Below are 24,467 nucleotides of genomic sequence, written 5' to 3' on the forward strand. Positions count from 1 at the left end.
TCAAGTAAATTGATGGAGTGACGAGAATGCTGCGGTGCGACGGGTTCGCATGGCAGGCCATGTTCATGCTCGGCTTGCCGTGCAGGTTGTATCCGTTATCGCACACGTTTCAGGTATCGGTGATGGGTCGCTCGATCACCGCACTCGCCATCGCTCTGGCAGGCGGCGCACGGCGTCTGAAGGCCGTACGCCCGCGCGTCGTGCTGATCCGACCGGCACGATTGCGAGGCTGAAGTGAGAGTTTGCGGGAACGGATTATCCATGCGCGTGGCACAGCCGCGCAAAACGCCCGCGAAACACCCCTTTGACGTTGCGTGATTCTCGCCTGGGAATCACGCTGAGGTGAGCATTTGCGGGATCGGTTTCAGGATTTTGCAAGCTCGCGCACATCGGCAATCGGTGTCGAGCCGAATGCATCACTGAGCGCGTAGTCGATCAACTGCTGCGCCGCCGCCTCCGGCGACGTGAGCTGGCCGTTCTGTTTCAATTGCTCGAAGCGCTCGCGCAAGGGAAATTGTTCAACGCTTGTCGAGCGAATTGCCGCCTGCATGGCCGTATCGACCACGCCAGGCGCCATGCTGCAGATACGCAGGCCAGGCGGCGCTTCGAGGGCTACTGCGCGCGCGTGATGATCGAGGGCCGCTTTCGTCGCGCAATACACGCTCCAGCCCGCGTAGGCGTTGCGCGCCGCGCCGCTCGAAACATGCATGATGCGGCGCGTGGTTTTCACACTGGCCGCACGTGGCGAGGCGAGCGCATTCGCGAGCATGAGCGGTGCCGCAACGTTCAACGCAATGGCGCGCGCAATCACGCTCGCGTCTTGTGTACCGCACGGCGCAATGGGATCGACCGTGCCCGCGTTGTTGAACAAGAGCACGCAGTCGGCTTCGCCAACGAAGGTGCGTAGCGCGTCCGTGGTGAGCCATTTATCGATGGCGGCAGTATCGGCGAGATCAAGCACCGTCTGCGAAAACGCTGTGACGTGGCGTGTCGCAAGCGACGCATGTGCGTTGCGTGCGAGGCCAAGCACCCGAATGCCGCGTGCAAGCAGATTGTCTGCGAGCGCGGCGCCGAGACCGCGGGTATGTCCGGTGACGATGGCGCAAATCGAGCCGCCGGAGAGCGTGGATAGAGTCATGAAAATCCGGGGAAAAAGACGAGGGCACACGCGTAAAATCGCGCAGCGCCGAATGGACGAATACGGGCCGCTTGACACATCACGCCGTGATATTGGACGGCGCGCAAATCACCGCGCCGGAAATGCGGCTCGCGATTCGGTATCATAGCGTCCGATCCCATATGGAAGAGAGCTGGACGTGAAAGCCGCATCGCAACAACGCCGCACCCTGAGCTTCAAGGAAGGTCTTCTGGAAATCCGGAAAAGCATGGGGAAGGGCTCGGGGCAAACGCCCGAAGAACAACAGCAGGCGCCGCAGGACAAACCGGCGCGCAAGGCGCAGCCTGCGCCTGCAAAAGACGCTCCGTCGCGGGACACACGTTCGCGCGCGCGCCCACAGCAGCCGGGCGGCCGGCCTCAGGGCGGCAAGCCCCAGCAGCCGAAGCAGGCGCGTCCGCAAAAGCCCGGCGAGCGCCCCGCACAGCAACGCCAGCGGCCCGCCCGCCCGCAGCCGCAGCCCGCTGCCAACCTGAGCGAGGCCGAAAAGGCGCGCATCGAGCGCAACCGCCAGCTCAACACCATCTGGAACGCTTTTGCAAAACTCTATCCGGCGTTCCGCGAACGCTTGCCGCTGAAAATCGGCGTCGCCGAAGATCTTGTCGCGCGTCATCCCGACTATGAACGCACGGTTATCGTGGCGGTGCTCAAACGCCACGTGAACCATCCGCGCTATCACGAGCGCGTCGCGGCCGGCGGATCGCGCTACGAACTGGACGGCAGCGTGTCGGCCGGTCCGGGCATCGATCCGTCGCATATCGGTCGCGCGAACGCGGCGCTGGCGCGCCAGAAGGCGAAGGCCGAAGCAGCCGCCAAGGCGAAGGCAACGGACAAGGCACAGCCGCAGGAAGCCGCACAGGCGCCGTCCGATGCGCAACAGCCGCCGCTGCAGCCGCAAATCGAAGCACAGGCTCCGGCACAAGCCTCCGAGGGCGCCGAGCCTCCTGTGACTGGCGCATAAGCGATATTGGCTGATTGCCGGGCCTTGGCGTTCTTTGCGGTCGTACCCTGTCTTTTGCGTGTCCCCGGATATTCGATTGAATATCCGGGGTTCTTTCGATTGCGCAGATGTTTTGTGTTGGATCCGGCAGTAGCAAACACACTCGCGCAGTAAGGCATTCGCAAGCCGACGCATTCAATCCGCATCCCCCCGATGCAATTGCGCAACACAATCGCCAATTGTCGACGCTGTGCGTCTCACGCGACAACAAGGCGCATCGCCCGGTTATCTACCGTTTTTAGTGATCGGTCTTTATGAAAATTCGTGAGACTGAGAACAATCAGAACGCGGAGTGCAGCAAGTTCGCACATCACGGAATCGATGATGCCGCTACGCAATCCTTATCGATTGCCAGATAAAACCACGACTCGATTTGCGCAAACGGTTCTAATGCTGCGACGCGCCAGGCGGCAATTCACCGGTTCACGTGAAGAACTCAGTTTGCGCCGTGCCCGGCGGTAGGGATGGCTGTAACTTCAGGCGTGGCCGGTACGGCCGATGCCGTAATGGCGGATGCGTCGGCATTGGCATCCGCCGCCGCGACCACGGTGGATGCGCGCTCAACATTCGGGCCGGCTTGTGCGCTCTTGAAAAGGGATGCGAATTCGGCAGCGCGCGACTCGATCTTCTCAACGTAGGTGGATGAGCCGCCATAGTTCTTCATCGCGGTGCTCAGGTCGCCGCCCGCAGCGCGCCGGTAGCCGTAAAGAATCGATGAACCAACGTCGATATTGACGTCCGGACTAGTGAGGTTTTTTACGTTGTGCAGCAGATTACGGTGCGCCGACGGCACGATCTGCATGAGGCCAGTCGCACCGTTGGCGCCGCGTGCGCGCTCGCGAAAGCGCGATTCGATCGAAATGATCGCGAGGAGGACGGCGGGCGGCAGAGAATATTTTTCCGCGGCCGAAGTGACCGCTGCCGATATCTGGACGGCCTTGGCCTTCGCCACGCCGAACCGTTGCGTGAGGTACGTCGAAATAGTGTCGGCGGCAGGTGGCTGCTGGGCCCACGCTTGTTGAAGGAGGCCCGGCAGCAGGACAAACAGGCAAATCAGTCGCCTCATGGCCAGTGCGTGTCGAGAAGAAGGAGAAAGCGGCAAGTATAACCTTATGCCCCGAAGGCAAGATAATTGTGCACGCATCCTCCTGCGACCATGGAAAACAGACGCACCAACATCAGACTTTGTCGACCGATGCCTTCCAGATCTCGTCGATGCTCTGCGCGAGCGCAGCATCGAATTCGGGCTCGCTCATGGACTTCGTGAGGTCGTTGATCAGTGCCCGCGAAAAGCTCGCGATCATCTGGTGGTTGGCGGCGAGGCGCCGGCACGCATCGCTGCGCGTATAGCCGCCCGAGAGCGCCACCACGCGCACGACGCGTGGGTGATCGATCAGCGGCAAGTAGAAATCCGGTGTATCGGGAATGGTCAGCTTGATCATGACGTTGCGCGTGCTGGGCAACGCATCGAGTCCCTTGAGCAATTCGGTGCGCAAGAGCGACTCGGCTTCCGCCTTGTCGGCGATCTTGATGGACACCTCGGGTTCGAGGATCGGCACGAGGCCGTGTGAGCCGATCTGGGCCGCCAGTTCGAACTGTTGGGCGACGACGGCTGCAATGCCCGATGGAGAAGCCCGCTCGATTACCGAACGCATCTTGGTGCCGAAAATACCTGCTTTCACCGCGCGGCCCAGCAGGGCATCGACCGCGGGAATCGGCTTCATGATGCGCACGCCGTCCACTTCGGCTTCCAGTCCTTTATCGACCTTCAGGAACGGCACGACGCCGCGGTCCTCCCACAGAAACGCGGGTACCGGCTTGCCCTGAGCCAGTCCGTCCATGGTGGCCTCGAACAGGATCGCGCCGATCACCTTTTCACCCGTAAACGCGGGTGCCGTGATAATCCGCACGCGCATTGCATGGATGAGACGGAACATTTCGTCGTCGCCGTTGTATGCGCTATCGGGGATGCCGTACTGGCGCAGCGCACCCGGCGTCGAGCCGCCGCTCTGGTCGAGTGCCGCGATAAAACCGGGTTTGTCGCGCATCTGCGTCAGCATCGTGTCGTTCGCCATGACTCTTTCTCCGAAATAGGGCGCCATTAAGGCGCGAGCCTTCGAACCCGTCGCGGGCCGTCTTCACGAAGTGTACTTGCCGCACGGGGAATTCACGCTTTGTTGTGTGCGGGCGGACACAACAACGTGCGCGGCGCAGTGGCCGCTCGGTAGCCGCTCCGTAGCCGCTCATTTGCCGATATGAAGCAGTCAGGATTGCTCTTCACCAGGGCTGCAGCAGCGCCACGCTTTTATGCGGATATGTTTTTATGCCGGTTTTATGGCGACAGCCTGCTAGGTAACATGGGTCGCAAGCCATTGCAGATTTTTCCAGAAATCTTTCTGCAGCCTGGCGATATCGACAGAGCGAGGATTGGTCGTGTCCGCTTCGCACGCGCGGCGCGCCTCTTCGAGCTTGCTCCAGAACGCCTTCGCGTGGTTATGCAGATCGTTGCGCTTCAAATACTCCGTGTCGAGTTGATTGCCTCGCCAGGCGCGCGCAAGTTCTTCGAACCAGTTGCCGACGTGGACAATCCGCTTGAACGATTCGGGATTCTTCAAACGCTCCGGGCTAGTCAGATCATCCATGGCATCGCCGACGGCCATCTCCCAATCGTCGTCGCTGAATTGGCTGACGAAGTCCATGGACGTTTCGAGCGCCGCCTTTCGGGCCTCGCGGCGGTCACTGATGGTTTTAAAAAGCAGCGTGAAAATCGCGGAGAAAACGGCGGCGGCCACGGCCGTTATCCACCACTGCGCAGCCTGCTTTTTCTCCAGCGCATCGAGCCTGGCGCCCATTGCCTGGCTCGCCGCATCGAACCGTGCTCCGACGCTCGCGTCGAGATCGCTCAATTTGCCGTCGATTTCTTCACGCGAATAGCCGTCGTTTTGCACTGTCCTGTGCACAGCGGCGGCGCGATGCGCGCCGCGCCGGTGATGCTGCCCGTAGGCCGCTGAAACGGCTGCGCAAAGAACGGCAGCCAGAAGTAGTCTCGATACAAGCGAAGCGAATTTTGCCAGTTTCTTCATATCATCAGGCCGGTTTCGCGAGACAAGCTACCAAGATAAGCCACGATATCTGGCGTATCAAGCAGGTGCATCCACCATGCTTGTGTCGCGGGATTTGCCTGCCGATTGGCGGGTGATGACGCGTTGAAACTCAGTGCTCGCCACGCATGCCGAGGCGGTCGAGCAGGGTGGTCAGCAAGTCGATCGGCAACGGAAAGACGATCGTCGAGTTCTTGTCGGCGGCAATCGTGGTGAGTGTCTGCAAGTAGCGCAACTGCATGGCCTGCGGCTGCTGTGCGAGCCGCTGCGCAGCCTGCAGCAGCTTTTCGGATGCCTGCAATTCACCTTCCGCGTGGATCACCTTTGCACGGCGTTCGCGTTCGGCTTCGGCCTGGCGCGCGATGGCGCGAATCATCGTCTCGTTCAGATCGACGTGCTTGATTTCGACGGTCGACACCTTGATTCCCCATGCGTCCGTCTGCGAGTCGAGCGTCTTCTGGATATCGGCGTTCAGTTGCTCGCGTTCGGCGAGGAGGGCGTCGAGTTCATGTTTGCCGAGCACCGCACGCAGCGTCGTCTGCGCGAGCTGGCTCGTCGCGTCCATGTAGCGCGCAACCTGAATCACGGCCTTTTCCGGATCGACCACGCGAAAGTACACAACGGCGTTGACTTTCACCGACACGTTGTCGCGCGTAATCACGTCCTGTGACGGCACATCGAACACGACCGTGCGCAGATCGATGCGGACCGCCTGCTGGACCATCGGGATGATGAGCACGAGCCCCGGTCCCTTGACCTTCCAGAAGCGTCCGAGCATGAATACGACGCCGCGTTCGTATTCGCGGAAGATGCGTATCGACGAGGCGGCGAGCAACAACACCAGTAAAAAAAGAATGCTGGAAAAGCCGAACGTGTAGCCGATCATGATTGTTCTCCCTGGCGCACCGCTTTGGCGAGCGGCACGACGGTCAGCATCAGGCCGCTGCGGCCAGTCACGCGAACCCGGCTGCCTGCGGCGAGTGGTGCATCGCAGGCGACCCGCCAGCGCTCGCCACGGACGCGTGCCCAGCCCGTGGCCGCCGATGCAACGCCCGCGGAACCGGCCGGATGATCGGTCCGCAGGCCATCGTCGAGCACTTCGCCGACACTGCCGATAATCGCCTCTGCACCCGTCACGACGGGCCGACGCCGGGCGCGCAACGCAACACTCGACACCGCCGCGACGAACGCTGCGCCGCCGAACGCGAGGCCCGCAATGAGCGGCAGCGGGATGCCGTAGCCGGGCGCATTGGTGTCGATCAGCATCAACGAGCCGATCGCAAATGCGACGATGCCGCCAAAGCCGAGCACGCCGAAGGTGGGCAGGAACGCTTCGGCGACAAGGCACGCCAGCCCCATCAGCACGAGGGCAAGGCCCGCGAAATTGACGGGCAGCAGTTGCATCGCGAACAGGCCGACCAGCAGGCAGATCGCACCGACGACGCCGGGCAGCACGAATCCGGGGTTTGCGAATTCGAAGAAAAGGCCGTACACGCCGAGCGACAGCAGGATAAGGGCGACGTTCGGGTCGGCAATGATCGACAGGAACCGGTTGCGCCAGTCCGGCTCGACGTATTCGAGCGGCACATGTGCGGTTGCAACGTGCACCGTGCCGGCTGACGTCGTGACAGTGCGGCCGTCGAGCTGACGCGCGAGATCGGCTGGGTTCTGCGCGATCAGATCGATGACATGCTGCGCAAGCGCCTCGCTGTCCGACAAGCTCACGGCTTCGCGGACCGCGCGCTCGGCCCATGCGGCGTTGCGCCCGCGCAGTTGCGCGAGTCCGCGGATATACGCGGCGGCATCGTGCATGACTTTGCGGGTTTCGGTCGATTCCGTGTCGCCTGGCGCGGCACCGGGCTGCGCGCCCGATGCTGCACTGGTTGGCGCACCCGTGGGGGCAATTGCGGGAGCACCTGCAGGGCCGCCCGGGCGGCCCGCGCCGCCGATGCCGAACTGCACCGGCGACGCCGCACCGAGGTTGGTCCCCGGCGCCATCGCAGCAAAATGGCTCGCGTACTCGATATAGGTTCCGGCGCTCGCGGCCCGCGCGCCACTGGGCGCGACAAACGTGGCGACCGGCACCGGCGAAGCGAGGATGGCCTTGATGATCTGGCGCATCGACGTGTCGAGCCCGCCAGGCGTGTCGAGCTGAAGGATTGCGAGCGGCGCGTGCTCTTTCGCAGCACGGTCGAGCGTGCGCACGATGAAATCGGCGCTCGCCGGGCCGATCGCACCGTTGACGGTCATCACGACGACGGCAGGCGGCGCGGTGGGCGCCGCCGCAACGGCGCAGACGACGAGCAGCGCCGCGAACAGCGCTGCGCGGACGACCCGTGCCGACACTGGATGGCGCGGGTGGGACGGCGGCGCATCGAGCGCCGCCTGTGAAGTACGATGAATGGGCATCGGAACTTCCGGACGGCGTGCAGTAAAGGCAATGGCCCGATAACTAAAGATTAGGCGGTTTCCGGGCGAGGCGCGATGCGATCCCGTTCGCTGGCGCTCAAAAGCAGCCATCGGAGCCTCCAGCGCCGGGAACACGGCGGCCGGACAGCTTATGCCTGCTCGCAAGCGGACATTTCCAGGTAGCCGGAAGCGGATTTTTTCAACTTAGCCGCTACGACAAAAATAATGTTAATTTGCCTTATGTAAACTTAATAAAGCTACTAAAAACGAATGAGCCCCCGAAGGGGCTCATCGTGATACGACCGACATGCTAAATTATTTGCCGTAGATATCGAAGTCGAAGTATTTCCTTGCGAGCTTCTGGTACGTGCCGTCCTTGAGCATCGCGACGATCGCTCCGTCAATCTTTTGCTTCAGGTCGGTATCGTCCTTGCGCAGGCCGATCGCTGCCGCCCCCGTCGGGATCTCCGCGCCTGTGAACTGGAAACCCGTGCCACGGGGCGTTTTCAGGAACCCGAGGTCGGCTTGTACTTCGTCCTGCAGCGCCGAGTCCAGACGGCCGGAAATCAAGTCGCCATAAACCTGGTCCTGATTCTGATACGACACGATCTGTACCCCCTTCGACGCCCAGTTCGCCCGGACGTACGCTTCCTGAACCGAACCCTGCTCGACCCCGACCGTCTTGCCCTTCAGCGACTCGATGGTCGGTTGCAGCGTTGAGCCCTTCGGGACAACGAGACGGGTCGGCGTGTCAAACAGCTTCGCCGAGAACGCGACCTCGGCTGAACGCTGCGGCGTGACAGACATCGAAGAGAGAATGCCGTCGAACTTCTTCGCCTTCAGCGCAGGAATCACGCCATCGAAGTCCTGCTCGACCCACACGCATTTCGCATTCAGACGTCGACAGATTTCGTTGCCGAGATCGACGTCGAAACCCACGACCTTCCCTGCAGACGATTTCGATTCGAATGGCGCATAGCTCGGGTCTACGCCAAACCGGATCGTCGTCCAGTCATTGGCATAGACGCTTCCCGCTGAAGCGGCGAGCGCGCAAACGATCAACTTCGAAAGAATTTTTTTCACTGTTCGACTCCTCGTATATCTCGACCAATGCTATTCATGCGCGGCAACGTTCGTCGCATCGACATAAAGCATCGTTCTATTTTTTAAAAAAGATTGATTAAAAACACCCGATTTCCAATAACATCATGGGTGACAGAAAAAATATTCAATTCGGTCAGGCCGATTTGCTCCGGATTTCCTGGCCATTCATTGCAACCACTCGAACGGGGTCGCCGGGCTCAATTCCCAGCGCGGCGAGTTCTTCTCGCCCTAAAGCAATGGAGCCGAACTGCGGCTCTGCATAGCTCACGATGACGCGGAAATCCTTGCACAGCGTGTTGCTGACCATCATCGGGCGCCGGCCTGAGGTTGCTTCATCGGAATGCTGTTCACTGCCCTGTCGCGCGATGGCCAACTCGCTATCCTGGGTAATGCGCAGTTGGCTGACGTGCCCCTGGAGGACAGGGCCTGCATCAAAAATATCGACGAGCCCTTCGAAATTCAGCCCCTCCTGTTCGAGCAGGCGCTTGGCCGGTGCCGTCGCCGAATGCACAGCGCCGATGTATTCACGCGCGTCTTCGGTGAGGAAATCGGTGTAAATCGGAAAGCGCGGCATCAATTCCGCAATGAACGATTTGGTCCCCACGCTCGACATATCGTCGGCCTTGCCGAAATCCATTTTGAAGAAATGCTTGCCGAGGCTGTCCCAGAAGGGAGAGGTTCCGTCGCTCCGTTGATACCCGCGCATCTCCGCAAAAATAAGCTCGGGCAGAAGATGAATGAAATTCGACGCAAACATCAGCCGCCCTTTTGAGAGCAGCTTTCCGTTGGTGCCACCCCGAAACTCGGGATTCAGATACAGCGTACAGAGTTCGGCGGCCCCCGTAAGGTCGTTCGTCAGAATCAGTGTTTCCTTCTGCGAATAGATATCGAGTTTGGGGCTGGAGTGAACGAGGCGGCAGACCCGGTAGCTATAGAACGGCTCGTCCAGACCCACCGAAGCCTTGACGGCACTGACACCGACAACCTGATTCGACGCGGTGTCCTCGAGGACGAACACGTAATCCGCAAGTTTCGAATCGATGGCGCCCGAAAAGGATGCCTGGGCAACCGCGATCCGGTCCTCCAGCGCCGACCGGTCGGCTTTGAGGGTCGTCATGCCAATACCGACACTGCGCGCGAGCGAAAACAGCGCGTCAAGATCCGAATTTCTGATTGAACGGAATACGATCATGATGTTTGAACTTCACATTGGAGCAACAATGACAGAGTCGTTGCTCGACAGACACAACGCGTCCAGTGTTTCCTTCGGCAATGCCACGTAGCCGTCGCCGATCCACGGCGTCGCACGCGAAACCACGCAACGAAATGCCTCTGGTGCCCCAACGTTCGCGACCAGATATCTCTCCGCCGTCTCGGCGACTTCCGATGCGTCAATCGAGTACGTGCGCGCCTCGGCGATGGTGCGAATCTGCGATGCATTCGCGACGAGAATCGGTCCACCGTCGAAAATATCGATGTAACGATCCGATCTGAACCCTTCCTTCTCAAGAATTTCGAATGGCAGATTGGATTCACTGTGCATCTGCCCCATCAATGCCCGTACATCGTTGGGAAGGAGCGGAACGTATACCGGATAGTGCGGCATGACTTCGACGATGAGCGTGCCATTGCGCGCACCACGAATCATGCGCTCGGCGCTGATCAGATCCATATCGAAGAATTTGCGGCCGATAGCATTCCAGAACGGAGACTGGTAGTCCTGATCCATACAACCAGCAAGCGAAACAACGAAGTCCTCGCCAAAGCGCTGCCGTTCGCGGGCCGCAAACATGAGGCGGCTGCGCGATAGTAACGATGCAGCCCATGACTCATCGCAGCCCTCGCCAATGAAAAAGCCCTGGAGCTGCGAGTGGTGGGTCAGATCGGAACAGAGTGTCAGCGCGTGAACACTGTTGGTTATTTTCAGATCGCGCGACACGTGATGTATCACGTCGTTCCGGTAGACGAAAAATGCGCCGCCGGACCCGGCAGCCGAACAGATTGCGGCAGCACCGCGCAGATCGCCGGCCGGGTCTTCAAGCACCATCAAATAATATTCGTCACAGGGAACATCTATCTGCAACGACAACGCATCATTCGTGCGCGCGATGGCATCCTCGATACTCGCCCTGTCACGGGGAAAGGTATGCACCAAAGGGTCGGCCTGCGCTGCAATGGCGAGCAGTTTTTCAGCATCCGCGTCGCGTGCGGGGCGAGTAATCCACATAGGTCGTTTCATCCTGGGTACTGCGTTTGCAAGCGCCCGGAAAGCGTGCTGGCTGCTCGCATGGGCTCGATGCCGTTCATCTGTCTGAGCCATTGTATGCAGCCGTAATTCGACCGCAATTCAGATTTGCGACATCTGAGGGTTTTTGCATGTAATTCCTGCGTTGCCCAAGGTACTGCACGACCGTCAGCGTGTTCACACGCGATCCATCAAACGTTGATACCCAGCGACTTCAAAATCTGCTGACGCTCTTCCCTCGGCGCAATTCCGAAGACGGTTCGATAGGTTGTCGAAAAATGCGCCGCCGATGAAAAACCGCACATCAGCCCGATCTGCAAGATCGAATGATCGGTTTGTCTGAGCATCTGCTGCGCGCGCTGCAAGCGCAGATCGAGGTAATACCGCGACGGGACGGTATCGAGGTGCTGCCTGAACAACCGCTCGAGTTGACGCCGTGACATATCGAGCAATTGAGCGATTTCCTCTGTCTGCAAAGGCTCCTCGATATTGGCTTCCATAAGCGCAATGGCCTCGCATAGCTTCGGCGCGGCCTCGCCGAAGTGAAACCTTGTATCCGCGCGCTGGCGCTCATGGGGTTCGCGAATACGATCTTTTGTGAGCACACCGAGCAGTTCGCTCGCAGCCTTCGTGCCGAGGATATCCCTCACGAGTTGCAAGCCGAGATCCAGCGTGGAGGCTCCGCCACAACAGGTCGTCCACTTTCCGCAATGTTCGATGATCGACGGTGAAACGATCACATGTTCGAGGCCGGCACTCAGCGGAGGCGAATCATTCCAATGCAACGCAACGCGTAAGCCGCGCGCCCATGCGGTGCCCGAAAACCATTTGACCGCCTCGCCGATCAACATGACGCGGCTTGCCACCTCTATCCACTGCCTTAACGTGTGAAGCGCGCTGTCGGTATCGGACGGCGGCATTTCACATAGAACCAGCGCATCACACCGGACACCCGGCGCCGGATTGCCGCCGCCGGCATCGTGTAGATGGATCTGATCCGTCTTGCTGATCAGGCGCCCCATGTCGAGCACATGCGAAATCAGATAAAAATCGAGGGGCTTTGCCTGACGCCAACCCAGCAAGACAACGTTGAAGCGCGAGGTGCTCGCGGATGGCCGCAAGCGACCCTCCTGGGGCGCAGCCGCATAAGGTGCTGAATTCATCGAGTATCTAATTTATTCAGTTCAAGTCCAGCCGCGAGCACCAGGCTTTAGCGCGCGCCGAGTACGTCCTCGAAAGCCTGTTCGATGCGCCTGAAACCCTCGCTGATGTCCGCTTCGGGAATGATGAGCGAAGGCGCGAAACGCAGTACGTCGGCGCCTGCGATCAACATCATCACGCCGCGGTTCGCAGCCGCCGCGTTGAAGTCCTTCGCGCGGCCCTTAAAGCGTGCGCTCAGTTCGGCTCCAATCAGAAGACCCTTGCCACGCACGTCTTTGAATACGTCGAAACGATCGTTGAGCTTCGCGAGTCTGGCGCGTATCGCCTCGCCGCGAGCACGCACACCGGCGAGAACCGCCGGGTTGCTGATGAGCTCGACCACCTTGTCCGCGATGGCTGCGGCGAGCGGATTGCCGCCGTACGTCGTGCCGTGCGCGCCCACCTTGAAGTATGCAGCGATGGCCTCGGTCGTGATCATCGCGCCGATCGGGAAGCCGTTGCCGAGCGCCTTCGCGGTGGTGAGGATGTCCGGCGTGACGCCTGTGTCCTCATACGCGTAGAAAGTGCCCGTGCGGCCCACGCCCGTTTGCACCTCGTCAAAAATCAGCAGCGCGTTGTTCGCGTCACAGGCCGCGCGCAGCGCGCGCAGGAAGGCCGGATCAGCAGGAATCACACCGCCCTCGCCCTGAACCGGCTCGACGATCACTGCACAGGTCTGCGCACCGATCGCGCGCTTCGCTGCTTCGATGTCGTTGTACGGCAGATGCACGATGCCTGCCGGCACCGGCCCGAAGCCTTCCGAATACTTCGGCTGGCCGCCCACGCTCACGGTGAAGAACGTGCGGCCATGAAACGACTGTGTGAAGGATACGATCTCGAACTTTTCAGCGCCATGGCGCTCGAACGCCACGCGACGCGCGAGCTTGAGCGCAGCCTCATTGGCTTCTGCGCCCGAGTTCGCGAAGAATGCGCGCTCCGCGAAGCTCAGCGCTTCGAGCTTGCGTGCGAGACGAAGCACCGGTTCGTTGGTGTAGCCGTTGCCGACGTGCCAGAGCTTGCCGCCCTGCTCGTGCAGCACGCGCAGCAGTTCGGGATGGGCATGACCGAGCGACGTCACGGCGATGCCGCACGCGAAGTCGATATAGTCGCGGCCCTCGGTGTCCCAGACGCGCGAGCCCTCGCCCCTGACCGGAACGAATGGAGCGGGCGAGAAGCACGGCACCATCACTTCATCGAAGGTTTTACGGCTCACGGTCTGTTCATTCATAAAAATTCCTGTTGGACTCAATTCGGGTTTTCACTTTGGGCTGCAACTTCCCGCTGTGGCGCGACACCTTTTATCGCGATGGCACACACAGTGTAGGTAGTCGCGCCGAAGCCGTCTTGCGCAGCCGCGACGCGTTTTTTTCTATATGTGCGGAATGCGCGCGGCAAACGCGTGGTCAGCCGCGCTCGGGCGACTCCATGAGTGTCGCGGCGCGCGGGGCCAGCACAACGTCTGGCGCGCCGCCATGCTGGCGTTCGATCCAGTTGCGGCGTTCGTCGCGCGGCGTCATGCCAAAGCGCTCGCGATAGGCATTCGAAAAGTGCGCTGCAGAAGAAAATCCACAAGCCATGCTGATCTGCATCACGGACTTGCTGGTGCGCTGCAGTTGTGAGCGGGCTTTCGCGAGGCGCAGTCTCAGGTAATACTTCGCGGGCATGGCATTCAAATACTGTTTGAAAATCCGCTCCAGCTGACGGCGCGAAACACCCACATGGCCGGCGATTTCGTCGGTCGTAAGCGGATCTTCGATATTCGCATCCATCAACATGAGCGCATCGTTCAGGCGCGGATGACGCTCTCCGGGTGCAGTCACGAACGGAATGCGCTGGCGTTCGTCGCCGCCGCGCAAAGTGCTCGCACCCAGCACATCGGCGATACGCTCCGCCAGATCCGGGCCATGTTCGCGGCGAATTATCGCGAGCATGAAATCGACCGTCGCCTGGCCGCCCGCGCAGGTCGCGCGATCACGGTCGATTTCATAGATGTGTTGTGTAACGACGGTGCGCTCGAACTGCTCCGAGAATTGCTGGTACGCCTCCCAGTTGACCGCCACGCGATAGCCTTGCAATTGCCCCGCCATCGCGAGCCACCAGATGCCGTGGTGAATGCCGGTGACGAGCGGCGTGCGCTGCCCCACGCGTGCGAGGCTGGCGAGAAAAAGGCGGTAGTCGGCGAACGGCTGGTAGCGCTCATTCACAACGATGAGCCAGTCGCACGACACGGCGTCGCTGAACGCGCAATCGGCTGCGCATTGCGCGCCGCCCGTGAGCGGCACGGGACGGCCGTCCCACGAGTACATCCGCCAGCGATAGAGCGCCTGGCCGTCGATCTCGTTGGCGAGGTTGAGCGCGTCGATGACGGGACCCAGGCCGGACATCGAGACCGGCGGCAACACAACGACTGCAACCTCGATGGCACGCAACACGTTACAGCGCCCCGCTTACTTGAGGCTGCCCGAAAGGAACTGGCGCAGCCGCTCGCTCCTGGGCGCGCCGAGCACGTCGGCAGGCGAACCCTCTTCCTCGGTGCGGCCCTGGTGCAGGAACATCACGTGATTCGAGACGTTGCGCGCGAAACCCATCTCGTGCGTGACAACGATCATCGTGCGCCCTTCCTCGGCGAGCTTCTGCATGACCTTGAGCACTTCGCCCACAAGCTCGGGATCGAGCGCGGAAGTCGGCTCGTCGAACAGCATCACGTCGGGATGCATCGCAAGCGCGCGCGCAATCGCTACGCGCTGCTGCTGGCCACCCGAGAGGTGTGAGGGATACTGTTTTTCCACGCGTGGCGCGAGACCCACCTTCTCCAGATACGCGCGCGCGCGTTCCTCGGCTTCCTTGCGCGGTACGCCCAGCACATGCATGGGCGCCTCGATCACGTTCTCGATCACGTTCATGTGCGACCAGAGATTGAAATGCTGGAACACCATCGCGAGCTTGGTGCGAATACGCTGCAGTTGCTTCTGATCGACCACCTCGAGGTTGCCGTTGCGGCCCGCTTTCGTCCGCACGGCATCGCCGTCCACGATGATCTCTCCTGCGTTCGGGTTCTCGAGAAAATTGATACAGCGTAAAAACGTGCTCTTGCCCGAGCCGCTCGCGCCGATAAGGCTGATCACATCGCCCTTCTTCGCATTGAGCGACACGCCCTTGAGCACCTCGTTATCGCCGAAGCGTTTGTGGAGGTTGCGCGCAACCAGTTTGCTCTCCGGGTTACCGTGCGTGCCCGGCGTAGTTTGCATCGTCTGAGCCAAGATGGTCTCCGAAAAATTATCGCGTGGCCTGCCGCCACTTAGCGTGTCCGTACAGCAAGGTGGCCCAGCCAGCGCTTCTCGGCGCGGCGGAACGCAGCAACCACCACGAACGAAACTGCGCAGTAGATGAGCGCCGCAATGCCGAACGATTCGAACGAGCGGTACGTGGCCGAATTGGCGTCACGCGCGACCTTCAGGATATCGGGCACCGTGGCCGTGAACGCGACCGTCGTGGCGTGCAGCATCAGGATGACTTCGTTGCTGTACAGCGGCAACGCGCGGCGCAGCGCCGAAGGCAGCACGATGCGCCAGTACATCGTGAAAGGACTCATGCCATAGGCCCGCGCGGCTTCCACTTCACCGTGCGAGGTGGCGCGAATCGCGCCCGCGAAGATCTCGGTGGTATAGGCGCACGTGTTGAGCGCGAACGCGAGAATGGCGCAGTTCAGTCCGCTGCGGAAAAAAGCGCCGAGCAGCGGCTCGGAGCGCACGAAGGCAAGGCTGTACACACCCGTATAGATGAGCAACAACTGCACGTAAAGCGGTGTGCCGCGAAACACAAAGGTGTAGAAGCGCACCGGCATGGAAAGCCAGCGCCGGCTCGACACGCGTGCAACGGCGAGCGGCACCGCGCAGACGAAGCCGATCGCCACGGAGATCACGAGTAGCCAGAGCGTCATTGCGAGCCCGGAGACGTGCCCGCCGTCCCAGTAGAGGAATGCGCGGCCGAATTGCTGGAGGATTTCGTTCATCGGTTCGGATTTCCTGAGGTCACAGTTGCGCGTGGCGCACGCCCACGGAGTAGCGGCGTTCGAGCCACAGCAGCGCGAAATTGGAAATGGTTGTAATCGCGAGGTAGACGAGCGCCGCGATCATCAGGAAGAGAAACAGATTGAAGGTGCTGCGGCCCGCGTCCTGTGCGGCCTTCACGACGTCGGCAAGACCGATGATCGAAACGAGCGCAGTCGCCTTCACGATCACCTGCCAGTTATTGCCGATGCCAGGCAGCGCAAATCGCATCATTTGAGGAAACAGGATGCGTGTGAATACACGTGTTCCGCTCATCCCGAACGCGTAGCCCGCTTCGAGCTGGCCGCGCGGCACCGCGAGAAACGCGCCACGGAAGGTTTCGGTGAAGTACGCGCCGTAGATAAAGCCGAGTGTGATGACGCCGGCCACGAACGGATCGATATCGATCTGCGCCATGTTGAGCGCTTCGGTCGCATCGTTCAGGCCGATCTGGATGCTATAGAACAAAAGCAGCATCAGCACGAGATCGGGAACCGAGCGGATCAGTGTTGTATAGGCCGTCGCACAGGCTGCGAGCGGCCGGTTGAACGAAAGTTTCGCCGCTGCGCCCGCGAGGCCGAGCAATACGGCCATACCGAGCGAGAGCAGCGAAAGCTCGATCGTCTGGAGCGTGCCGGCAAACAGCAACGGGCCAAAGCCATAGAGAGTCACGTGCGTCTCCGTGAAATTCGTTATCGATGCCCGAGGGCTGTCTCAGGCACTTTTTTGAAGGTTTGCGCTGATAGTCGCAGTGCGCAATGGATTGATCGGACAGGTGCTCATTGCGTCTCAACTGCCCGGTCATTGTATGCAGCCGCGATTTGGCAGCATTTCGGATTTGCGACACCTGAAGGTCTTTGCGTGCAACTTTGGCGCGACCCAGGGTACTCCACTACGCCACTTCGCTTTCAATTGCGTTTCGAGAGATGAATGCCGGCGAGCATGCAGCGCACCGATCCGCCTGCCATCTCGATCGTCGGCACATCGAGCGGCAACAGTTGCGCCGAACGCTCGATCAGCCGACGCTGGCGCAGTGAAAGACTGTCGAGGGCGCGCTGTGAAAGCGCCAGCACGCGCCCTTCCCGCCCCGTCAATTCGATGGCGTTGCCCGCGAAGTTGTCGATCTGCGCGTTCTCAAGGCCGATGACGGTACGCCCGGTCTGCGCGAGACGCCGTTGAATCTCGTCGCGGCGCGCAGCGTCGCAGATCACGTCGAGGCCAATCAGCGCAAAATCCGTTGCGACGCTCATCATCACGTTCGTGTGATAAATGGGCTGGCCGTCGCTGCCCGCCGTGTCGAAGCACATCGGCTCGAAATTAAAGTGCGTGCAGAAGCGTTCGAGCGCGACGGGATCGGCACGGCGCGAACGCGCCGTGTAAGCCACACGCGCCACATGGTCGAGCACCATCGCCCCGGTGCCTTCGAGAAAGAGGCCGTCATATTCGAGGCCGGAAAAGTCGATCACATCCTGCACGCGATACTCGGACTTGAGCATCTCGATCACGTCCGTGCGCCGCTCGCGCCGACGATTGCCGCTATACATCGGATAGAGCGCGACATGGCCCCCGGGATGCGTCGAGAACCAGTTATTCGGAAACACCGAATCTGGCGTGCTGCGCTCGCCAAGGTCGTCGAAGATGTGAACCTGCACACCGGCGTCGTGCAACCGTTGCGCGGCTTCGGTCACTTCGTCGCGCGCTGCTTCGGCAATGGCGTCTGTGGCCATGGCGTCGCTCGCGGGCTGCGCGCATTGGAACGCGTTGTCGGCCGAGGTTTCTGGGTTGGGATGGAAGCGGTGCGGCCTGATCATGACGACAGCGCACGGCGCCTGAATTGAAAGAAGGCTCATAGGGCGTAGCTGAATTGGGGCAATGAAAACCAGACGATGCAGTGCGGTCAGACCGCCTGCTCAAGCGCTTCAGCCACGCTTTCCATGCACGACGCAGGTACGTGTTCGGCGATCAGCGCAAACAGGTTCTTCGGGTCAGCGGCAGGCGGAATCAGCGAGATATCGTCGCCCGCGCCGTGTTGCATCGCGCGTGAATAGAGGTAATGCAGCGCCGAATAATCCTCGAGCGCAAAACCCACGGAATCGAAAATGGTGATCTGCGTTGCGTTCTCGCGCCCCGGCGCTTCGCCCTGCAGTACGCGCCAGAATTCGACCACGGGAAAATCCGCGGGCAATTGCTGGATCTCCCCTTCGATACGGCTCTGCGGTTCGTATTCGACAATCACGCGCCCCATGCGCACCACTGCTTCGTGCAGCTCGGTCTTGCCGGGGCAGTCTCCGCCAACAGCGTTCAGATGCATGCCAGGCTCGATCATTTCCGGCGTGATGATCGTGGCATAAGCCTTGTCTGCCGTGACGGTGGTCACGATGTCGGCGCCCCGCACGGCCTCTGCGGTCGAGCGGGCGCGCACCAGCTTCAGGCGAGGAAAGGCCGCGAGATTACGCACGAGCTTGTCGGTCGCCTGCGTGTCGATATCGAACACGCGAATCTCGTCAATGCCCAGCAGCGTATGAAAGCCGATGGCCTGGAATTCGCTTTGCGCACCGTTGCCGATCAGCGCCATCGTTCGCGCTTCACGACGCGCCAGCTGCTTTGCGGCCATGACCGAAGTCGCTGCGGTGCGCAGCGCCGTGGTCAGTGTCAGTTCGGCAAGCAGCACGGGATAGCCGGTATCGACGTCGCCAAGCGCGCCGAACGCCATGACGGTGTGCAGGCCGCGCTGTGCGTTCACGGGATGACCGTTCACATATTTGAACGCGAACAGTTTCGAATCGGCAACCGGCATCAATTCAATCACGCCATTGCGGGAATGGCAGGCGACGCGCGGTGATTTATCGAAATCGGCCCATCGTCGGTAGTCGTTTTCGAGTGCGTCGACAAGCTCGCTCAGGCAGCGCGGCACGCCGATCTGCGCAATGAGTTTGCTGGTGGCAGGAACGTCGAGAAAGCGGGTCATGAAATGTCTCCTGGATTGACTGTGCTGCGTGCGGCGCTCGTGCGCCGCGCAATGAGGAGATTATTTCGATGAAGCGCGCCAACAGAAAGATGGCAAAGCTGGCAAAATGCGCATGAAACCGATCACTTTGCCAGCTCGCGATGCCATCTTGCACATTCCGGTCGCGAAATGACCGTTCAGGCCTTGTGCGTTGAAAGCAGAATACTGGTTTCGGTATTGCCGATACCATCGAGCAGGCGAATCGAGGCCAACACCCGATCGAAACTCTCCAGCGAGTCGGCCTGCAATTCCGCAACCAGATCCCAACGCCCGTTGGTGCTGTGGATGGCCGATACATTCGGATAGCCGCGCAACGCCTTCACGACATCCGCCGCGCGGTTGCCGTCTACAGCAATCGACATGAGTGCGCGAATGCGGTGTTTCTCCACGGAAGGTTTCAGGCGCACCGTATAGCCGACGATCACGCCGTTTTCTTCGAGCCGCGCAATCCGGTTCTGGACAGTCGCTCGCGCCACCCGCAATTGCCTCGCCAGTGTTACGACCGAAGTGCGGGCGTTATCGCGCAGCAGCGCGATCAACTGTCGGTCAACGTCGTCGAGGTTGATCATGTCGATGTTTCCTGGCTAAAACCTGCGAGCCGCGAATATGCCGTGCGGCACGGGCTTGCGCCATGCCGACTGGTCACAATGCTCGCCACGCATGGCAATTTGCCAGGATTATCGGTGATTTCGTCGCGTTTGCCACGTATGTACCGACGCGGCGCCTGGGGCATGACTGCCGGCTGACCATAATTCCACACCACGGCCAAGTATTATTGGATTGGAATTAAAATCCAGTATCATAGAAAAATGACTATCGATACCCTGATTGCCAAGCGTGTTCGTGATCTGCGCAAAGCTCGCGGCTACACGCTGGACGAACTGGCGGAGTCGAGTGGTGTCAGCCGCTCGATGATTTCCTTGATCGAACGTCAGGAAACGAGTCCAACGGCCGTCGTGCTCGCAAAGCTGGCTGACGCTCTGGATGTCACGTTGGCCGCGTTGTTTTCGGATGAACCCGGCAGCACCGCGGCAGAACCGCTTGCCCGGTTGTCGCAGCAACATGTCTGGAAAGATCCGGCGTCCGGGTACGTCCGCCGGCATGTCTCGCCGAGTGGATTTACATCGCCCATCGAACTCGTCGAGGTCACCTTCCCATCGGGCAAAAGCGTCGCCTTTGAAAACGTGATGAGCAACGTGGTGAGGCATCAGCAAATTTGGGTACTGGAGGGTGAAATGGAAGTCACCCTGGGGGATCGGACCTGGCATCTCCAGACAGGCGATTGCCTTGCCATGGTGCTGGATCAACCCCTCGTTTTTCGCAACTCGAGTCGGAAGCCGGCGCGCTATGCGGTGGCGCTGACGACCCATCCAATCAATTCAAGGAAAGCGTGATGAGCAACCACTCCATCGTGCACTGCACCTTCGATCGTCATGCCGATGCGATCCTGGAGATATTCAACGACGCAATTCTGAATTCCACCGCGCTCTACGAGTACAAAGTTCGGACCTTGCAGACCATGGCCAGCTGGTTCGATACCAAAAGGGCCGGCGGTTTTCCGGTGATTGGCGTCGAGGATCACGATGGAAAACTGTTGGCCTTCGGCAGTTATGGTTCGTTTCGACCGTTTCCGGCCAATAAATACACGGTGGAACATTCCGTCTACGTGCGCAAGGACCGGCGTGGCCGCGGACTGGGGCGCGTGGTGATGCAGGAAATCATCGAGGCGGCTCGACAGAACGGACTTCATACGTTGATCGGCGGAATCGATTCGACCAATGCCGGAAGCATCGCCTTGCACGAGCGGCTTGGCTTCAGGCACGTTGGCACGTTACCCCACGTCGGCTTCAAGTTCGGCCGCTGGCTCGACCTTGCGTTCTATCAATTGCTGCTGGATACGCCCGCTCATCCGGTTGACGGCTAGACGCACGGTCGCCGCGCAACCATTTCTCTGTGCCCGGCTGCGAAACACTCAATCAAGAAACGCGGGCATCGGCGTGCCCGCGAATGAAGTATCATCGCGCTCCAACCCGATTGAGAGGGAGCCGCCGATGACCGGCCAGAACTATCAAGCCATCCTCGAAAGGATTCATCGAGACATCGCGCCGTGGCGCACGGCCGGCCGCGTCGCCGACTACATTCCGGAACTCGCGACGGTTCGCGCCGATCACTTCGGCATGGCCATCGTGACAGTGGACGGCCAGGTTTACCGCACCGGCGACGCCGACGTGCGCTTTTCCATTCAGAGCATTTCGAAGCTGTTCGCGTGCACGCTCGCATTCCAGTTGCTTGGTGACGCACTGTGGAAGCGTGTCGGCCGAGAGCCGTCGGGCACTGCCTTCAACTCGCTCGTCCAGCTCGAATTCGAAGCGGGCAAGCCGCGCAATCCGTTCATCAACGCAGGCGCGCTCGTGGTCACCGACGTACTATGCCGCCGCTTCGTGCAGGCTGAAACAGCGCTCGTCAATTTCGTGCGGCGGCTATCGGGCGTCACGGATCTCGACTACGATCTGCGCGTCGCGCAATCGGAACTGGCGCACGCCGAACGCAACCGCGCAATGGCGCATTTCATGGCGAGCTTCGGCAACCTTGAGATGCCTGCCGACGCCGTGATCGACGCGTATTGCCGGCAATGCGCGATCTCGATGAGCTGCGTGGAGCTGGCGCGCGCGGCGCTCTTTCTGGCCAACGGCGGCGTATCGCCCGCGAGCGGCGAACGCGTACTCGATGCGAGTTCAACGAAGCGGCTTTCGGCGCTGATGCTCACCTGCGGCACATACGATGCGGCGGGTGACTTCGTCTACCGCGTGGGATTGCCCGCAAAGAGCGGCGTGGGCGGCGGGATCGTGGCCGTACTGCCTGGGGAATTTGCCGTGTGCGTGTGGTCGCCGGGACTCGATGCGACGGGAAATTCGCTGGCAGGTGTTCAAGCCCTTGAGGCCCTGACCTCGATCACCGAGCAGTCGATCTTTTGAGGCCGCTGGAACTGGCTCACTCAGCACGACTCTTTGACGTCCCGAACCACGTTCTCGTCATCATCCGATGTCGTGACGACGCGGTTACGCCCTGCCGCCTTCGCAGCATAAAGCGCCGCGTCGGCGCGCACCATCGCGCTCTCCAGCGTATCGCCCGCAGCGACCCTACCCACTCCGCCGCTCAACGTGCAGCGCGCAACGTCGGCGGACGAACGTTCGACAGCAAGTCTGAGCGCATTGGTCAGCGCCGTCGCGTCGCTCATTGCTGCGTCCGCGAACACAATGGCGAATTCCTCGCCGCCCAGCCGCCCGAAAAGATCGCATGAGCGCAAGTGCCCCGAGACGACCGATGAGACGTGCGCGAGCAATCGATCTCCGACCGCGTGGCCAAAGCTGTCGTTGACGGCCTTGAACCTGTCGATATCGAGAATCGCAATCGACAACGGCAGGCCTTTTTTCAGCGCGTGCGCACACAACACATTTGCCTTGACCATGAACGCACGACGCGTCAGCGCGCCGGTCAGTTCATCGAATGTCGCGAGCATTTCCATCTTTTGAAGAATCTGGTCGTGTGCGAGCATCACCATGCCAACCGACATGCAAGGGAGCGTGACGATCGCCAACCCGAGAAACACGACATTCCACAGCGACGGCTCCAGGAATGTGAGCCGCGGCGCGACACCGGCGACGATCGCGACAATTCGCACGATATAAACGAGCGCGCCTAGCCAGGCGGCTCCTGCGACGAGACGGCCGGCGTAGCGCGTCGCATCCCGCGCCCCGTGACGCAGCGCCAATGCGCCCACCGCGATCCGCCCATAAATCAGCGCAACGGATATCAGCACGCCGCGCACATTGGTGTTCGGTGAAACGCATGTGAAGTACACGAGCAAGGCGAAGATGACGATGGCCGCCGCCAACTCATCACGCCTCACGGGACGCGTTCCGGAAAACTCACGCGTACCCTGCACGAGGAGCAACACCGCGCTCAGCGTGGCAAACGTTACCCCAAGGATTTCGATCGCGTTTGGCCCGCTGCCGCCCAGCATTATCCAGACTGCAGCCGTGGCGAGGAGACCATAGCCCGCGCACCAGCGGCGTACGCCGGGCACTGCGGATCGAATCAGCGAACCCAGAATGGCCACGCTCATCAGGCACGACGCAATCAGGATCCCGACTAGAGAGAAAACGCTAAGCATTTGAGCTGACCGGGCAACGAACGTGAAGCAAATCGGGACGCGCGAGGCGTTATTCATCCCGGTGAAAGCGAAGCGAAAACCGCCTGCAACACTGCAATACTGTCGCGCAACCGGTATCGATCCGAACCAGTCGGCTTCAATGATCCCCGTGGCGATTCAGCCGCCTGTATTAGCTGCCTATAACGGTCTTTATTGTTAGCGCAATGGGCGGAATTGTAAAACAGTTTTCCACGATCCGCCCCTACCATTAATTTACGCGCGACAGCGTTGCCAGAAGTCCGCCCGGTGTTATACGTACCGCCCTCCGGCTAATCAGCGGTTCAGATAGAACTGTACCCATCCTGCTCGCTAAACCCGCTTGGGAAAAACACTAAACTAATCCGCGCCCACAAAATCTCCAGGCCGCATTGGCGTGAATGCGCGCCTCGGTTAACTATTTTCCAGAAACCAGGATGCCCTGTTGAAGTGATAGCGCCACATTCCAGGCAGCGGACGCAGCGAAATTCTCGACGCCGAGCTTCGCGACCTTAAATCGATCTTCGCGAATGCCTTGTGTCATTTCGAAGCGAGCCTGGCCATACACACACTACGTCCGCGAGAAGCCGCCGCTATCATCCGCTCACTCTTATGCATAGTTCGCATATCGCTATGCGGATACAGCATTAGACGATCAAGGCACGCCACTTCATTATCGCGTCTCCGTTGAAATTGCGGCTGCCGTTGCGTCCCGGAAGCAACTGGCCAACACCACAAGGACGCGTTATCGGTGCCCTGTGGCCCGCGAAGACGACCTCGGTATAGCGCACGCATACCGTCCTCGCCTGCATGGCTCGCACGCAATAAACATAGAGAAGGGGACAATGTGAATCAATCAATTCAAAGGCATATCGGCCCGTTTGCGCTGATGTTTACCGGTCTTGGGTCGATTATCGGCTCGGGCTGGCTGTTCGGCGCCTGGAAGGCGGCGAAGATTGCGGGTCCTGCGGCGATTTGCGCGTGGATCA

23 protein-coding genes are annotated in these 24,467 nt (G+C 60.4%); 4 read left to right on the top strand and 19 right to left on the bottom strand.

Annotation, left to right across the window (positions count from 1 at the left end):
- Positions 1-364 precede the first annotated feature (364 nt).
- Positions 365-1,138 (bottom strand): SDR family oxidoreductase, encoded by a 774-nt coding sequence (locus tag EPN59_RS08000; RefSeq protein ID WP_293038615.1) that lies wholly within the window; start codon positions 1,136-1,138, stop codon positions 365-367.
- Between the two features lie 178 nt (positions 1,139-1,316).
- Between EPN59_RS08000 and EPN59_RS08005 the strand changes: the two genes are divergently transcribed.
- A complete protein-coding gene (locus EPN59_RS08005) occupies positions 1,317-2,135 on the top strand; it encodes a ProQ/FINO family protein (RefSeq protein WP_293045848.1) in 819 nt (272 codons plus the stop codon).
- A 475-nt stretch (positions 2,136-2,610) separates the two neighbouring features.
- Here the strand turns inward: EPN59_RS08005 and EPN59_RS08010 are convergent, their stop codons facing one another.
- The 17 genes from EPN59_RS08010 to EPN59_RS08090 form a co-directional block, all read right to left on the bottom strand.
- Positions 2,611-3,240, bottom strand: coding sequence for a lytic transglycosylase domain-containing protein (locus EPN59_RS08010; RefSeq protein ID WP_293038630.1), 630 nt, complete (start codon positions 3,238-3,240; stop codon positions 2,611-2,613).
- 112 nt (positions 3,241-3,352) lie between these two features.
- Positions 3,353-4,249: a fructose bisphosphate aldolase gene (locus EPN59_RS08015; protein WP_293038621.1), complete on the bottom strand. Its 897-nt coding sequence runs from the start codon at positions 4,247-4,249 to the stop codon at positions 3,353-3,355.
- Positions 4,250-4,522: 273 nt separating this feature from the next.
- A complete protein-coding gene (locus tag EPN59_RS08020) occupies positions 4,523-5,257 on the bottom strand; it encodes a hypothetical protein (protein ID WP_293045850.1) in 735 nt (244 codons plus the stop codon).
- A gap of 130 nt (positions 5,258-5,387) precedes the next feature.
- Positions 5,388-6,161, bottom strand: a complete 774-nt coding sequence (locus tag EPN59_RS08025; RefSeq protein ID WP_293038627.1) for a slipin family protein — start codon at positions 6,159-6,161, stop codon at positions 5,388-5,390.
- Positions 6,158-7,684, bottom strand: a complete 1,527-nt coding sequence (locus EPN59_RS08030) for a nodulation protein NfeD (protein WP_293045853.1) — start codon at positions 7,682-7,684, stop codon at positions 6,158-6,160. Before EPN59_RS08030 ends, EPN59_RS08025 begins: the two co-directional genes overlap by 4 nt.
- Positions 7,685-7,999: 315 nt before the next feature.
- Positions 8,000-8,767, bottom strand: a complete 768-nt coding sequence (locus tag EPN59_RS08035) for an ABC transporter substrate-binding protein (RefSeq protein WP_293042962.1) — start codon at positions 8,765-8,767, stop codon at positions 8,000-8,002.
- A 154-nt stretch (positions 8,768-8,921) separates the two neighbouring features.
- A complete protein-coding gene (astA, locus tag EPN59_RS08040; RefSeq protein ID WP_293045856.1) occupies positions 8,922-9,980 on the bottom strand; it encodes an arginine N-succinyltransferase in 1,059 nt (352 codons plus the stop codon).
- A gap of 12 nt (positions 9,981-9,992) precedes the next feature.
- Complete coding sequence (locus EPN59_RS08045) at positions 9,993-11,015, bottom strand: arginine N-succinyltransferase (protein ID WP_293042957.1); 1,023 nt, start codon at positions 11,013-11,015, stop codon at positions 9,993-9,995.
- A 209-nt stretch (positions 11,016-11,224) separates the two neighbouring features.
- Positions 11,225-12,196, bottom strand: coding sequence for a helix-turn-helix domain-containing protein (locus EPN59_RS08050; protein WP_293042955.1), 972 nt, complete (start codon positions 12,194-12,196; stop codon positions 11,225-11,227).
- A 47-nt stretch (positions 12,197-12,243) separates the two neighbouring features.
- Positions 12,244-13,461, bottom strand: coding sequence for an aspartate aminotransferase family protein (locus tag EPN59_RS08055; protein WP_293042953.1), 1,218 nt, complete (start codon positions 13,459-13,461; stop codon positions 12,244-12,246).
- Between the two features lie 175 nt (positions 13,462-13,636).
- Entirely contained in the window at positions 13,637-14,617 is a 981-nt protein-coding gene (locus EPN59_RS08060; protein ID WP_293042968.1) for a GlxA family transcriptional regulator, read from the bottom strand.
- 63 nt (positions 14,618-14,680) lie between these two features.
- Positions 14,681-15,481 carry an ABC transporter ATP-binding protein gene (locus EPN59_RS08065; RefSeq protein ID WP_293042965.1) on the bottom strand — a complete coding sequence of 267 codons (801 nt, stop codon included), beginning with the start codon at positions 15,479-15,481 and terminating at the stop codon, positions 14,681-14,683.
- A 50-nt stretch (positions 15,482-15,531) separates the two neighbouring features.
- Complete coding sequence (locus tag EPN59_RS08070; protein ID WP_293042951.1) at positions 15,532-16,245, bottom strand: ABC transporter permease; 714 nt, start codon at positions 16,243-16,245, stop codon at positions 15,532-15,534.
- A gap of 19 nt (positions 16,246-16,264) precedes the next feature.
- Positions 16,265-16,954: a histidine ABC transporter permease HisQ gene (gene hisQ / locus EPN59_RS08075; RefSeq protein WP_293042948.1), complete on the bottom strand. Its 690-nt coding sequence runs from the start codon at positions 16,952-16,954 to the stop codon at positions 16,265-16,267.
- A 236-nt stretch (positions 16,955-17,190) separates the two neighbouring features.
- Complete coding sequence (ctlX, locus tag EPN59_RS08080) at positions 17,191-18,132, bottom strand: citrulline utilization hydrolase CtlX (RefSeq protein WP_293042945.1); 942 nt, start codon at positions 18,130-18,132, stop codon at positions 17,191-17,193.
- Positions 18,133-18,179: 47 nt separating this feature from the next.
- On the bottom strand, positions 18,180-19,250 hold the full coding sequence (locus tag EPN59_RS08085; RefSeq protein ID WP_293042942.1) for an ornithine cyclodeaminase: 1,071 nt from the start codon (positions 19,248-19,250) through the stop codon (positions 18,180-18,182).
- Positions 19,251-19,426: 176 nt separating this feature from the next.
- A complete protein-coding gene (locus EPN59_RS08090) occupies positions 19,427-19,858 on the bottom strand; it encodes an Lrp/AsnC family transcriptional regulator (RefSeq protein ID WP_293042939.1) in 432 nt (143 codons plus the stop codon).
- Between the two features lie 240 nt (positions 19,859-20,098).
- Between EPN59_RS08090 and EPN59_RS08095 the strand changes: the two genes are divergently transcribed.
- The 3 genes from EPN59_RS08095 (at position 20,099) to EPN59_RS08105 (ending at position 22,264) form a co-directional block, all read left to right on the top strand.
- Positions 20,099-20,683 (top strand): XRE family transcriptional regulator, encoded by a 585-nt coding sequence (locus EPN59_RS08095; protein WP_293042936.1) that lies wholly within the window; start codon positions 20,099-20,101, stop codon positions 20,681-20,683.
- The gene (locus tag EPN59_RS08100; protein WP_293045859.1) at positions 20,683-21,213 is read left to right on the top strand and encodes a GNAT family N-acetyltransferase; all 531 of its coding nucleotides are present in this window, start codon (positions 20,683-20,685) and stop codon (positions 21,211-21,213) included. Before EPN59_RS08095 ends, EPN59_RS08100 begins: the two co-directional genes overlap by 1 nt.
- 127 nt (positions 21,214-21,340) lie before the next feature.
- Positions 21,341-22,264, top strand: coding sequence for a glutaminase (locus tag EPN59_RS08105; protein WP_293034279.1), 924 nt, complete (start codon positions 21,341-21,343; stop codon positions 22,262-22,264).
- 20 nt (positions 22,265-22,284) lie between these two features.
- Here the strand turns inward: EPN59_RS08105 and EPN59_RS08110 are convergent, their stop codons facing one another.
- Positions 22,285-23,415 carry a GGDEF domain-containing protein gene (locus EPN59_RS08110; RefSeq protein ID WP_293034278.1) on the bottom strand — a complete coding sequence of 377 codons (1,131 nt, stop codon included), beginning with the start codon at positions 23,413-23,415 and terminating at the stop codon, positions 22,285-22,287.
- Between the last annotated feature and the right edge of the window lie 1,052 nt (positions 23,416-24,467).

The sequence above is a fragment of the Paraburkholderia sp. genome (assembly GCF_004298475.1).
Classification (GTDB): domain Bacteria; phylum Pseudomonadota; class Gammaproteobacteria; order Burkholderiales; family Burkholderiaceae; genus Paraburkholderia; species Paraburkholderia denitrificans.

Coding starts and splice junctions, on each gene's coding strand:
- EPN59_RS08000 (WP_293038615.1), bottom strand. CDS start 1,138: ATGACTCTATCCACGCTCTCCGGCGGCTCGATTTGCGCCATCGTCACC.
- EPN59_RS08010 (WP_293038630.1), bottom strand. CDS start 3,240: ATGAGGCGACTGATTTGCCTGTTTGTCCTGCTGCCGGGCCTCCTTCAA.
- EPN59_RS08015 (WP_293038621.1), bottom strand. CDS start 4,249: ATGGCGAACGACACGATGCTGACGCAGATGCGCGACAAACCCGGTTTT.
- EPN59_RS08020 (WP_293045850.1), bottom strand. CDS start 5,257: ATGAAGAAACTGGCAAAATTCGCTTCGCTTGTATCGAGACTACTTCTG.
- EPN59_RS08025 (WP_293038627.1), bottom strand. CDS start 6,161: ATGATCGGCTACACGTTCGGCTTTTCCAGCATTCTTTTTTTACTGGTG.
- EPN59_RS08030 (WP_293045853.1), bottom strand. CDS start 7,684: ATGCCCATTCATCGTACTTCACAGGCGGCGCTCGATGCGCCGCCGTCC.
- astA (WP_293045856.1), bottom strand. CDS start 9,980: ATGATCGTATTCCGTTCAATCAGAAATTCGGATCTTGACGCGCTGTTT.
- EPN59_RS08045 (WP_293042957.1), bottom strand. CDS start 11,015: ATGTGGATTACTCGCCCCGCACGCGACGCGGATGCTGAAAAACTGCTC.
- EPN59_RS08050 (WP_293042955.1), bottom strand. CDS start 12,196: ATGAATTCAGCACCTTATGCGGCTGCGCCCCAGGAGGGTCGCTTGCGG.
- EPN59_RS08055 (WP_293042953.1), bottom strand. CDS start 13,461: ATGAATGAACAGACCGTGAGCCGTAAAACCTTCGATGAAGTGATGGTG.
- EPN59_RS08060 (WP_293042968.1), bottom strand. CDS start 14,617: ATGTCCGGCCTGGGTCCCGTCATCGACGCGCTCAACCTCGCCAACGAG.
- EPN59_RS08065 (WP_293042965.1), bottom strand. CDS start 15,481: ATGCAAACTACGCCGGGCACGCACGGTAACCCGGAGAGCAAACTGGTT.
- EPN59_RS08070 (WP_293042951.1), bottom strand. CDS start 16,245: ATGAACGAAATCCTCCAGCAATTCGGCCGCGCATTCCTCTACTGGGAC.
- ctlX (WP_293042945.1), bottom strand. CDS start 18,132: ATGAGCCTTCTTTCAATTCAGGCGCCGTGCGCTGTCGTCATGATCAGG.
- EPN59_RS08085 (WP_293042942.1), bottom strand. CDS start 19,250: ATGACCCGCTTTCTCGACGTTCCTGCCACCAGCAAACTCATTGCGCAG.
- EPN59_RS08090 (WP_293042939.1), bottom strand. CDS start 19,858: ATGATCAACCTCGACGACGTTGACCGACAGTTGATCGCGCTGCTGCGC.
- EPN59_RS08095 (WP_293042936.1), top strand. CDS start 20,099: ATGACTATCGATACCCTGATTGCCAAGCGTGTTCGTGATCTGCGCAAA.
- EPN59_RS08100 (WP_293045859.1), top strand. CDS start 20,683: ATGAGCAACCACTCCATCGTGCACTGCACCTTCGATCGTCATGCCGAT.
- EPN59_RS08105 (WP_293034279.1), top strand. CDS start 21,341: ATGACCGGCCAGAACTATCAAGCCATCCTCGAAAGGATTCATCGAGAC.
- EPN59_RS08110 (WP_293034278.1), bottom strand. CDS start 23,415: ATGAGCGTGGCCATTCTGGGTTCGCTGATTCGATCCGCAGTGCCCGGC.